Raw genomic sequence first — 11,307 nt, 5'->3', positions numbered from 1 at the left:
ATCGGGAGGCAGCGAACAGTGGCATACGAAGCGAAGACGAAGGAAACCGAAAACAGCGTCATCGAGTTTATCGAGCAGGTCGACAACCCGAAGAAGCGGGAAGACGCCTATCAGCTCCTGGACATCTTCGCGGAGACGACGGGATTCCCCGCGAAAATGTGGGGACCGAGCATCATCGGTTTCGGCTCCTACCATTACAAGTACGCCTCGGGCCACGAAGGCGACGCGCCGCTCGTCGGCTTCTCGCCGCGGAAAGCGAAGATCAGCCTGTACTTCGCGCCGGGCGACGAGGAAGCAAGAGGGGCGCTGCTGCAGCATTTCGGCAAGTATACGGCCGGCAAGGGCTGCGTCTATATCAACAAAGTCGCCGACGTCGACGTCGAAGTGATGAAGAAGCTGATCGCTAGATCCGTGGAATTCCTGCAAGAAACCTACCCAAAGTCGTAAACGCACGAAAAAATCGGAGACCCGCTACGGGTTCTCCGATTTTTTGTCTTTCAGATAGTCTACGACTTTGGCGACATTGGGCTCGGATACGGGTGCGCTTATGCCGGGGGCATCGTCGAAATGGACGACGCGGCGTTCCGCGTCGTACCGGCACACTTTCCCCAGCTGTACAAGGAAGGAGCGGTCAAGCTTGGCGAACCCCAAACTTTCGATGACGCGCTGCACATGCTCGAACGTGGTCGGGAAGATGTATTCCCCGTCGCGAGTGTGAACGGTGATCACCTTCTGGAACGTCGTAATATATAGAATTTGATCTTCGCTCAATTCGCAGACGGTCCCGTCTCGACGAAGCACCCTCATCATGTCCCATCCCCAATGTACTTACTCCTTGCTCAATTCCTTCGGTACTTCCGGCGAGAAGAGGAAGAACTTGAACCCCTTCACGAACCACCGCGCGCTAAGACCGAGTCCTCTCGATGCGGCATAGGCTACTCGAAGCTTCATTTCATACACCTCCTTTGCAGCGGAATAAGGGTGATGCATTGAATGAAAAAGGCAAGGGTGACTACCCATGATGCGATCAGGAAGTTCGTCCCGACGATCGCGACGGCGATCCATTTCATATACGGCAGCAGTTTGTTCCCGTATATAGGGTCGTGACGTACATTCGGCGCAAAGAGAAGCGCCAATAGGAGGCTGACGCAAAGGAGCGCATCGCGAAGCCATGGCTCCGGAGCAGGAACGTGCGGAATGGACGTAAATGCAGCAACCGAAACCAACAGGCACATCATCGGTGTCCGCATATGGTTCCCGCCGCTAAAGGCGCGCAAGACGCTAAAAGCGACGATAACTACTACCGTTTCTATGAACGTTCCGGCGAAAAAACCGATTAGGAGCGAAAGAGACACTATCGAGAACGCGTTGAAATAAATCGACAACGCGTAAGTTAACACTTCCTGGCTGGCCGTTGAATCCGGCGAATGACGATGGATCCAACCCGCGGCTCTGTTCGCGACAGTTTCAATCATGCGTCCGATCGCTCCTATAAGCGGCATAAAGACATAATGTCAATAAGAGGCCGATGATAAACGGCGTAGTGATAAAGGCAGGACTGAATTTATATAACAGTAAGTACGTTATGGGTACCGAACAGAACGTTAGAACGTAAAGGATCAGCAATGCCGCTTGATAAGACTTCATCTTCACGGGGATGAAAGAACTATGAGGTATAAAGGAAAAGCCTTTTCTCTTCTTATGTATCAACCATCCGATCCACGTAACGACAAGCGCTGTCCCCGTTTGGACGCCGTAAATCATATTCTGCGTGGGGTCAAGGTCGCGAGGGACCGGGAAGGAAGCGGTGAGAATGAACAGCAACGAAATTTGGATAAGTACGAATGAGGCGTACGAGACGCATGCCATAAGAACGGAGTAATACAAAGGAACTTGGAACAACAGTCGCACGAATGCAATAATGAGCGATACCTGGACGAATATGTCTACGTCCGGCAATGTCGAAGAGATTCGCAGCGTATAAGACGCATAAGAGCCTATCAGCGACGCGAAAACGATCGACGGAATGTGCAAATCGATCTTAAACAGTCGAAACATAAAATAATAGAGTGCGAAGGCTTCTACCATCGAAAAAATCATAAACAATGTAAATTCCATCGGAAGCGCTCTCCTCGCGGAAGATTCCGGGTCGAAAGCTTATCGCCCTAAATCGTTTCTGCTCTTAAGGAAAATATAACCTATGTTTTGGCAACCAACAAGCTATTTTTAGCAGGATTTGCTATTTTCATAGATCGATGGGAACAGTGTTATAATGTAGGGATGGAAAACGAGAGTCGAGGAGGCGAACGCCCGTGTCGTTGAAGGCGCTGGATGAACGCATGCAAGAAGGGTACAAGCTGTCGATGGAAGGCGATACGCTGGGAGCTTGCGACGTATGGATGCAAGTTTGGGAAGGGATCGAACGGGAGATGGACGCGCGCCAGATCGCGACCGTCGATCGATTCGACCCCGTATTCGACGGGGAGCAGTCCATCGAAAACTGGGCGCCGCGGTTCGAAATGGAACTGCATAACGCCATCCTGGACGATCGCGAGTATGCCCGGATGTGCGTCGATTTTTGCAGCGCGTATTTGGCGAGAATGGCGAATCCGAACGATCAGGACGGATTGCACATGCGCCGGGCGATCGCCGAAGCCCGCTTCAAGCTTGGCGATTACCGAGAAGGGGAGGCGATCTTCCGGACGTTGACGGAGGAGCATCCGACCTGGGCGTGGGGGTGGATCGGCTGGGCCGAGCAATACGGGAGTTTCGGGGAAAAGGAGGTCCGAGACGCGGTCCGCGGCGCCGACGTGCTGTTGCGCGCGCTCGCCGTCGAGGGGCTGGAGGAACGTACCGTCGTAATGGAACGGCTGCAGGATCTCTATCTCGAAGCCGGCTTGACGAAGGAGGCGGAAGCCGTCGGGAAGGCGATGCAGCGGTTGCAAGGGGCTTCCGCTCCGGCGGCCGCGAAGGCCGGGCGGAACGATCCTTGCCCCTGCGGCAGCGGGAAGAAATATAAGAAGTGCTGCGGCGCTTAAGCGCGAACGGTCGACGACTTCCGGTAGTACATGTACACCGCCGCGAATAACAAGAGCGTCGTACCTAGTAAAATCGCGTTGTTCGGCAGCGAAGCGAGCTCGCCTTCGCGCATCGTCCATACGCCCCCGCCGACGCTGCCGCCTAAGCCGTACAGCAAGCCGTACGCCATGTTCAGGCCGAAGTGGATGCCCGTATTCGCCCATACGGTGCCCGTTCTAAGGAAGGCGTACGTCAGCGAGCAGCCGAGCGCGAGCGAGAAGACGAAGTTCATCGCGGTGACATCTCCGTTCCAGAAGTCGTCCAGCGCATAGATCGCGACGCTGACGGCGCCGAGCAGCAGCGGGGGGAGCTTGCCGCGCAGTACATTCAGCACGTATCCTCGCGTGATCAGGTCGTTAATCAGCGAGCCGAAGAAGTAGCCCGCCATAATTTGGACGAGGGTCAATACGGCGTCGAGCGGCGTTTTCCAACCGACGATGTCGAACTTCCCAAGCCCCCAATAGGCGGCGTACATGAGCGCCCAACAGCCGAAGCCGAGCACGAAGCTCATCGCGAAATGCCGGGCCGCCGTCCGGCTTCGAACGAGTCCGAGCCCGCGCAGTCCCGGCAGCCCGTTCCATCGCGCGACGGCTGCGGCCAACGGGAAAAACAGGAGCAACCCCAGGAACTGCAGGATCGGATGGGGGAGGAAATGGGTCGTCGCATTGAAATATACGTTTAATAGAAGGAACCCGGCGACGCCTAGGATCAACCGCTTCAAGGGGCGACCTCGTTGTCTCGCGCGTATTCGTGCGCCAGCATGCTCATCACGAGCAGCGATTCGTACCCGGCGGCGGTGCGGATGCACTCCCGGAGCTTGCCTTCGTGCTGGAAGCCTAGGGACTCGTACAAGCGCTTGGCGCGCTCGTTGCTCTCCTTCACGTCCAACCACAGCCGATGCGCCCGGAGCCGGCCGAACGCGAACACTTGGAGCATGCGGAGCGCTTCCTTGCCGTAACCGCGGCCTTTGGCCGTAATGACGAGCCGCCGGAGTTCGATGCTTCGGTTCGGGTTAAGAAGTCCGTATACGATCGCGAAGCCGACCGGGTTCGCCTCGGGATCCTCGATCAAGAGGTGCATCGCGTCCGAGTCGTTCTGCGCCGCCGCGTGACGCTCTCTCTCCCACGGCGCGATGAACGGGCGGTTCTCGTCCTCCCGCTCCGCGCGGACCACGAACGCCAGATCGTCCGCGCCGGAACGCCGGATCGCGAGCTTTTCGGACGCAGCGATGTATTGAGTTTCAACGTTTCCTTCCATGCCGGTCACCTCGTATTTCTCATGTGAACCCTCATCATACCTTCGGAAGTTTGTTCTAACAAGCACATTAGAACGGATGAAAATTGCCTCGCTTCGCTTGGAGGGGGCGCTTTCCCGCGAAGGTTGGGCACAATGGATAATCGAAGGAGGAGTTCCTTGTATGAGACCTTGCATAGTAAGGGCGCTGTCGACCGCCGGCTTGCTGCTGACGCTTGCCGCTTGCGCGGAGCGGGAGGCGCCGCCGGCGGAGGCCGCGCCGGTCCCGCTGACGTTCCGGTCGATCGAATCGACCGATATCGGCCTGCCCGCGCCGCGTCCGGGGGAATGGGAGGAGACGATTCTGGAGCGACCGATCGAGGGCGGCACGGCGTACGTGTACGCGATCGCGGATGATTCCGAGCATCTGTACGGCGCGATCGCCTTCGACGGCGAGGAGCTCGCCCGCGGCGTCGGCCCGGTGGGCGGGCCGCAGCCCGCATACGACGCGGAGCTGCTATCGATAGCCGAAATATCGTTCGGCGGGAAGCGCGTCATCCGGTTCAAGGGCGTCTACGGAGCGAACGCGCCCGTTGCGGTGTACGCGGATGCGGAGAAGGAAGAGGCCGACACCGTGCTTCTCCGCGTGGACACAGGAAACGCTATGGAGGTCGACCTCGACGGGGACGGGACGGAAGAGGTGGTGTCCGAGCACGGCTTGCCGTCGCAAGCCTACGTGTACCGTTGGGAAGGCGGTCGGTTCGAATACGCCGACGTGAACGAGGCGTTGGACGCGGATTCGGTCCGGTACGTTGCAGGCGCCGGCGTCTTCGAGGCGTATTCGATATCGACGGAGACGACGACCGACTACCGGTACGCGCCGCAGGGGCTGACTCTCGTCGAGGCCGAGGGCGAAAAAAACCGATGACTTGCGCGCGCCGAATCGTTACAATAAAGAGATATATCCATTCGGGGAGTATGATCTTTCATGAATATAAAGCTGTTGAAGTGTCACGGTTCGGGCAACGATTTCGTCCTGATCGACGAAATCTCGAACGATTACGGCATCGACGAGGCGCTTCGCGTCAAGCTGGTGACGGAATTAAGCGACCGCGGGAAGCTGATCGGCTCCGACGGCCTGCTCTTCGTCCAACGAAGCGAGCATGCGGACGCGCGGATGCGCTTCTTCAATACGGACGGCTCCGAGGCCGAGATGTGCGGCAACGGCGTCCGCTGCGTCGGCCGCTACGTATGCGAGCTGCTCGGCAAGGACGAGGTCGTTATCGAGACGATGAAGCGGGACATCCCGATTCGCCGCGTCGCCGACTTGTTCCCGAACGTGCCGACGTTCGACGTGACGATCGGGGAGCCCAGCCTCGCCATCGCGTCGCTGCCGATGATTTCGAGCGCGGATCCGCACATCGACCGTCCGATCGAAGAGCTGTCGCCGACGCTTCGGTTCACGGCGGCGAGCATCCCGAACCCGCACGCGATCGCGGTCGTCGATACGTTCGAGCCGGAGCTGGTCGATATCGCGGAGCGGGCGAACCGGGAGAGAACCGTATTCCCCCGCGGCGTCAACATGAGCTTCCTTAAGGTGCTGGAACGCAATTCGGTGTTCGTGCTGACGTACGAGCGCGGCGTCGGGATCACCAATTCGTGCGGTACGGCGATGTCGGCGTCGTCCTTCGTCTCCTGCTTGCTCGGCCATTGCGACCCGAACGTGCCGATCAAGGTGTATAACAAGGGCGGCATGGTGAATTGCTTGGTGGACGGCGACGCTGAGGGCATCGCGCGCGGCGAAGCGAGCGTGCACTTGATCGGGAACGCGACTTGGGTGTTCGAGACGACGCTTGCGGTCCCTTCGGCGGACCCGAGCGGTTGGACGGTCGGCGAGCGGACGTACTTCGAAGAGGAAAACCGGCAGTACGACGGGCTGGTGGCGTCGGTCGGACGCGAGATCGATCTGGCGTCGTTTTATAAGCTGTAAAAATGGAAGTGCGGCCCTCCAATCCAGGAGGGCCGCGCTTTTTTTATAACGCCGCCCCTTTGCCGCCGTCGATGTTGACGGACGTACCGGTGACGTAGGAGGCTGCGCTCGACGAGAGGAACGCGATGACGTTCGCGGCTTCCTCGGTATCGCCGATTCGCCCGAGCGGGACGTCGTGCCGCGGATCGGCGGCGTATTGCTCCCAGGCGAGGTCCGGCGCCGTTCGCTGCCACGCCTTTTCGATCTGGTCGCTGCGGATCAGTCCGATGCAGACGGTGTTTACGCGAATGCGGTCGGGTCCGAGGTCGCGGCTCATCGCCTTCGTCAGCGCCATGCCCGCCGCGCGGCTGACGCTCGTCGGCAGCGACGAGGCGCCCGGCGTCTTCGCGAACGAGGCGGTGACGTTGACGATCGAGCCGCCGCCGGCGTTCCGCAGATGCGGGACCGCCGCCCGCGAGCAGTGGATCGCCCCGAACAGCTTCAGATCGAGATCCTGCTGCCACGCGTCGGTCGTCACGCGCTCGAACGGTCCCGCCGCCGACGTGCCGGCATTGTTGACGAGGACGTCGAGGCGTCCGAACCGCTCGACCGTCGCGGCGACGACGCGTTCGCAATCCTCCTGCTTCGTGACGTCCGCGGCCACGAACAGCACCTCCGTCGATCCCGTCTCTTCGGCGATTCTCCCCGCGGCCGCCCGCAGATGCGCTTCGTCGCGCGCGCAGATGGCCACGGCGGCGCCTTCGCGCGCGAGGCGCATCGCCGTCGCGAGGCCGATCCCTTTGCTACCGCCCGTAATCAGGGCGACTTTCCCTTGCAAGCCTAAATCCATGACGTGTGCCTCCCATTTTCCCGATATCCCATCGATTCCCTAGTAGTATACCAAATTCCGGAACGGGCGCCTCCCTTCGTAAAAGTATAGCGCTTTCAAAAGGGGTGAGCTATCATGAAGCTGACGGAGAATTTCAGGACGGAGGGACGAAGATGACGGGGTACAAGACGGTATGGCTGCATCGGACGGACAATGTAGCGACGGCGCTGGAGCCGATCGAGGCGGGCGCGGTCGTCAAGGTCGAGACGGACGGCGAGGCGATCGCGGTAGAGCTTCGGGAGTCGATCGAATTCGGTCATAAGTTCGCGGTGCGCTCGATCGGCGCAGGCGAGGACATTCGCAAGTACGGATCCGTAATCGGCGCGGCGAAAGGCGACATTCGGCCGGGCGAGCACGTCCATGTGCACAATCTGGAGGGCAAACGGGGAAGGGGCGATCGGATTGTCGAACAACACGGGGCATAGCGGTCGGAAAATATGGGCGTACCGCCGTCCGGACGGACGGATCGGCATTCGGAATCATGTGCTGATCCTGCCGACGATCACGTGCGCGACGCAGGCGGCGAAGCAAGCGGCGGAGCTGGTGCAAGGCGCCTACTCGTTCATTCATCAGCACGGCTGCGCGCAGGTCGGCATCGACTACGAGCAGACGTTCCGCACGTACTACGGGATGGGCGCCAACCCGAACGTCTACGGCGTGGTCGTCATGGGGCTCGGCTGCGAGACGCACCAGGCGCGAAGCGTCTACTCGGAGCTGCAAAAGACCGGCAAGCCGGTCGCGCTCGTGTCGATCCAAGACCACGGCGGCACGCTGCAGGCGATCGCGGAGGCGGCGAAGAACGCGGCCCGCATGGTCCAGGAGGCTTCGGCCCAAATGCGCGTCGAATGCGATCTAGCGGAGCTGATCGTCGGCACGGAATGCGGCGGCTCCGACGCCTGCTCGGGGCTGTCGGCCAATCCGGTCGTCGGCCGGTTCAGCGATGCGCTCATCGACGAAGGCGGCACGTCGATTCTCGCGGAGACGACGGAGCTGATCGGCGCGGAGCACTTGCTCGCGGAGCGGGCCGTAGACGACCATACCCGCAAGCGCGTCTTCCAGGTTATCCAAGCGATGGAGCGGCGGGCGATCGGCATGGGCATCGACATCCGCACGGGCAATCCGAGCCCGGGCAATATTAAGGGCGGGCTGAGCTCGCTCGAGGAGAAGTCGCTCGGCGCCTCGGCGAAATCCGGCACGCGCCCTCTGCAGCAGCTGATCGACTACGCGGAGCGGCCGAGCAAGCGGGGGCTCGTCTGGATGGATACGCCGGGCCACGACATCGAGCAGATGACCGGCATGGTCGCGGGCGGCGCGCAGCTCGTGCTGTTCACGACGGGGCGGGGAACGCCGACCGGCTCGCCGATCGCGCCGTGCATCAAAATCTCGACGAACACGCCGATCTTCGAGAAGATGGGGGACAACATCGACTTTAACGCGGGCACCGTCATCGACGGGACCGAATCGATCGCTGCGGCGGCGGATCGGCTGATGGACGAGGTCGTCGCGGTGTGCAACGGCAAGTGGACGAAGTCGGAAATTTTGAAGCAGCACGATTTCGGCATCTGGCGGATCGGGCCGACGTTCTAATTCGGCGAGCGTAGGTTACTTGGGTGTCGCGGATAGGGGCTATGTGCACCACGATGGGGCGAAAATTGCTGCGGCATGGTGCGAAAAGTGCTGCAAGGTGGTGCGATCGGCGAGTCATGTTACTCTGGCTGTCCGCTGTGGCGGGCGATGTGCACCATGATGAGACGGAATATGTAGCGGCATGGTGCGAAAGGTGCTGCATGGCGGTGCGATTGGCGAGTCATGTTACTCTGGCTGTCTGCTGAGGCAGGCGATATGCACCACGATGAGGCGGAACTTGTTGCGGTATGGTGCGAATAGTGCTGCATGGTGGTGCGATTGGGGAGTAATGTTACTCTAGCGGCCTGCTGAGGCAGGCGATGTGCACTACGATGGGGCGAAAATTGCTGCGGTATGGTGCGAAAAGTGCTGCATGGTGGTGCAATTGGCGAACTAGTCGGAGAAATTCCGACCGCAGCCCGGCCGACGGCGCAAAGACAAAGTAGTCGGAGCAACTCCGACTACAAACGCGAAGGACCGCCAGGGGATCCCCCCTGGCGGTCCTTCTTTGCCGTCGCGGCGCTACCGCCCGACGATCGGCGGCACCGGCAAGCCGAGCGACTGCAGGTTCGTGTCGTAAATATGCCGCGTCAGCTCGGCGCAAGCGCGCTCGACGTCGCCGGTGCGCATCGTGTCGAGCAGCGGCTGATGCTGCTCCCACACCTTCGTCACGTCCTCGAAATGTTGATCCTGCATGTAGAAGTGCATCCGAATCCGAGTGAAGATGCTGGACCAGATGTTCATCAGGTTCGGCACGTTCGACTTGACGACGATATATTCATGGAACGCGAGATCGCTCTCGACGAGGCCGACGACGTCGTTCGCCTCGCCGTTCACGCGCATGCTGGCGAGGCATTGCTCGAGGAACGCGAAATCTTGCTCGACGAAGGTCGGAAGCGCTTTCCGAAGCGCGTACGTCTCGACCGTCAGACGAATCGGAATGAGGACGTGAACGACCTCTTCGGTCGAAAATTCGGCCACGACGGTTTCCTTGAACGGCTGCGAATGCAGCAGTCCCTCCTGCTCGAGCGCGCGCAGCGCTTCGCGGATCGGTCCGCGGCTGACGCCCATCTGCTTCGACATCTCCAGCTCGAGCAGCCGGTCCCCAGGCTTCAGCTTTCCTTCCAGAATCGCGCGTCGGATGTCGTCGGCGATGCGGTGTCGAAGCGATACGGCTTTCTGTTCGGGAAATTTAAATGACGACATCGTACACCACTCCGTCTTCCAAGATCTTGATACTCCTAGTGTATGCTCCAACGAAAATAGAGTCAATAACGGATTGTTGACAATCTACAATCAGCATATTATAGTGTTAAGTAAGCAAATTGAAAGCGCTTCACTTACCAATTTCCAAAATCGTCACAGCATGGGGGGAACCTATATGAAGATCACCGACGTAGAAGTCATATACCTCAAACTGCCGGTCATCGACGCGACGAAATGCGACGGCACGCAAGACACCTTATTGATCCGGGTGCAGACGGACGAAGGCATCTATGGAATCGGCGAGATCGATTCGGCGCCGGCCGTCGCGCGGGCGGTCGTCGAGGCGCACGCGTCGCACTCGATCGCGAACGGCCTGAAGGAGCTCCTGATCGGAGAAGATCCGTTCGACATCGAGCGGCTGTGGCACAAGATGTTCCAGGGCTCGCTCTATTTCGGCCGGAGCGGACCCGCGCTGCATGCGATGAGCGGCATCGACATCGCGCTGTGGGACATTATCGGCAAGGCGACGGGCCGCAGCGCGGCGCAGATGCTCGGCGGCGCGTACCGGAACAAAGTGAAAGCGTACGCAAGTCTGCTCATGCCGGACACGATCAAGGAAGCGGCGTCGCTCGCGGAACGGTACGTCGAGCTCGGCTACCGCGCCGTGAAGTTCGGCTGGGGACCGCTCGGCAAGGACGACAAGTTCGACGTGGAGGCGATCCGCACGCTCCGCAAGGCGATCGGGGACGATATCGATCTCATGGTCGACATCGGGCACACCTGGGACGCGCAGCAGGCGATTCGGATGGCGAAACGGTTCGAGGAGTTCAATGTCTACTGGATCGAGGAGCCGCTGCCGCCGGACGATCACCGCGGGTACGCGCTGCTGGCGGACGCGGCGGACATCTACATCGCCGCCGGCGAACAGGAGAGCGGCAGGCTCGCGTACGAGCGGCTCATCCGCGACGCGCATCTGGACATCTTGCAGCCGGACCTCGGGCGCTGCGGCGGTCTGACGGAGGGCAAGAAGATCGCGTACATGGCGTACGACAACAACAAGAAGGTCGTGCCGCACGCGTTCAAGACGGGCATTCTCGTCGCCGCGAGCACGCACTTCGTCGCCAGCATGCCGCACGGCTTCCTGCTCGAATACACGATGTCGGAATCGCCGCTCGCGCGCCATTTGGTACAGAATCCGATCCGTTTCGAAGACGGCTACGTCCACCTTCCCGATCGCCCCGGACTCGGCATCGACATCGACCCGGAGGTAGAAGCGCGATACAAGGCCTGAAAGGGGTGACTGCGC

General features: G+C 60.1%; 14 protein-coding genes. 7 read left to right on the top strand and 7 right to left on the bottom strand.

Annotation, left to right across the window (positions count from 1 at the left end):
* Positions 1 to 18: 18 nt before the first annotated feature.
* Positions 19 to 447, top strand: coding sequence for a DUF1801 domain-containing protein (locus tag FE782_RS01335; RefSeq protein ID WP_138191720.1), 429 nt, complete (start codon positions 19 to 21; stop codon positions 445 to 447).
* A gap of 24 nt (positions 448 to 471) precedes the next feature.
* Here the strand turns inward: FE782_RS01335 and FE782_RS01330 are convergent, their stop codons facing one another.
* The 3 genes from FE782_RS01330 to FE782_RS01325 are packed head-to-tail and all read right to left on the bottom strand — an operon-like array spanning position 472 to position 1,475.
* Entirely contained in the window at positions 472 to 807 is a 336-nt protein-coding gene (locus FE782_RS01330; protein ID WP_158299199.1) for a LytTR family DNA-binding domain-containing protein, read from the bottom strand.
* 21 nt (positions 808 to 828) lie between these two features.
* Positions 829 to 951, bottom strand: coding sequence for a hypothetical protein (locus tag FE782_RS33070; RefSeq protein ID WP_274388661.1), 123 nt, complete (start codon positions 949 to 951; stop codon positions 829 to 831).
* Complete coding sequence (locus FE782_RS01325) at positions 948 to 1,475, bottom strand: accessory gene regulator ArgB-like protein (RefSeq protein WP_158299198.1); 528 nt, start codon at positions 1,473 to 1,475, stop codon at positions 948 to 950. Before FE782_RS01325 ends, FE782_RS33070 begins: the two co-directional genes overlap by 4 nt.
* Positions 1,476 to 2,312: 837 nt before the next feature.
* On the opposite strand from FE782_RS01325, the gene FE782_RS32730 reads away from it, so the two are divergent.
* Complete coding sequence (locus FE782_RS32730; RefSeq protein WP_238392295.1) at positions 2,313 to 3,038, top strand: SEC-C metal-binding domain-containing protein; 726 nt, start codon at positions 2,313 to 2,315, stop codon at positions 3,036 to 3,038.
* Here FE782_RS32730 and FE782_RS01315 read toward each other — a convergent pair.
* On the bottom strand, positions 3,035 to 3,799 hold the full coding sequence (locus FE782_RS01315) for a CPBP family intramembrane glutamic endopeptidase (RefSeq protein WP_138191714.1): 765 nt from the start codon (positions 3,797 to 3,799) through the stop codon (positions 3,035 to 3,037). The two genes, FE782_RS32730 and FE782_RS01315, sit on opposite strands and share 4 nt — an antisense overlap.
* Positions 3,796 to 4,335: a GNAT family N-acetyltransferase gene (locus FE782_RS01310; RefSeq protein WP_138191712.1), complete on the bottom strand. Its 540-nt coding sequence runs from the start codon at positions 4,333 to 4,335 to the stop codon at positions 3,796 to 3,798. The genes FE782_RS01315 and FE782_RS01310 overlap by 4 nt, the downstream gene beginning before the upstream one ends.
* A 160-nt stretch (positions 4,336 to 4,495) precedes the next feature.
* Here FE782_RS01310 and FE782_RS01305 point away from each other — a divergent pair, with 160 nt between their 5' ends.
* Both FE782_RS01305 and dapF read left to right on the top strand, forming a co-directional pair.
* A complete protein-coding gene (locus FE782_RS01305) occupies positions 4,496 to 5,239 on the top strand; it encodes a hypothetical protein (RefSeq protein WP_138191710.1) in 744 nt (247 codons plus the stop codon).
* A gap of 60 nt (positions 5,240 to 5,299) precedes the next feature.
* Positions 5,300 to 6,301 carry a diaminopimelate epimerase gene (dapF, locus tag FE782_RS01300; protein ID WP_138191708.1) on the top strand — a complete coding sequence of 334 codons (1,002 nt, stop codon included), beginning with the start codon at positions 5,300 to 5,302 and terminating at the stop codon, positions 6,299 to 6,301.
* A 43-nt stretch (positions 6,302 to 6,344) separates the two neighbouring features.
* On the opposite strand, the gene FE782_RS01295 is transcribed toward dapF, so the two are convergent.
* Positions 6,345 to 7,130, bottom strand: coding sequence for an SDR family NAD(P)-dependent oxidoreductase (locus FE782_RS01295; RefSeq protein ID WP_138191706.1), 786 nt, complete (start codon positions 7,128 to 7,130; stop codon positions 6,345 to 6,347).
* A 152-nt stretch (positions 7,131 to 7,282) separates the two neighbouring features.
* Here FE782_RS01295 and FE782_RS01290 point away from each other — a divergent pair, with 152 nt between their 5' ends.
* A complete protein-coding gene (locus FE782_RS01290) occupies positions 7,283 to 7,594 on the top strand; it encodes a UxaA family hydrolase (RefSeq protein WP_138191704.1) in 312 nt (103 codons plus the stop codon).
* Entirely contained in the window at positions 7,572 to 8,756 is a 1,185-nt protein-coding gene (locus FE782_RS01285; RefSeq protein WP_238392294.1) for a UxaA family hydrolase, read from the top strand. The genes FE782_RS01290 and FE782_RS01285 overlap by 23 nt, the downstream gene beginning before the upstream one ends.
* A 561-nt stretch (positions 8,757 to 9,317) precedes the next feature.
* Here FE782_RS01285 and FE782_RS01280 read toward each other — a convergent pair.
* On the bottom strand, positions 9,318 to 10,001 hold the full coding sequence (locus FE782_RS01280) for a GntR family transcriptional regulator (protein WP_138191700.1): 684 nt from the start codon (positions 9,999 to 10,001) through the stop codon (positions 9,318 to 9,320).
* Positions 10,002 to 10,176: 175 nt separating this feature from the next.
* On the opposite strand from FE782_RS01280, the gene FE782_RS01275 reads away from it, so the two are divergent.
* The gene (locus FE782_RS01275) at positions 10,177 to 11,292 is read left to right on the top strand and encodes a mandelate racemase/muconate lactonizing enzyme family protein (RefSeq protein ID WP_138191698.1); all 1,116 of its coding nucleotides are present in this window, start codon (positions 10,177 to 10,179) and stop codon (positions 11,290 to 11,292) included.
* Positions 11,293 to 11,307 lie beyond the last annotated feature (15 nt).

Origin of the sequence: Paenibacillus antri (genome assembly GCF_005765165.1) — a bacterium.
Taxonomy (GTDB): Bacteria; Bacillota; Bacilli; order Paenibacillales; family YIM-B00363; genus Paenibacillus_AE; species Paenibacillus_AE antri.
This window is presented reverse-complemented; position numbering and strand designations above follow the sequence as displayed.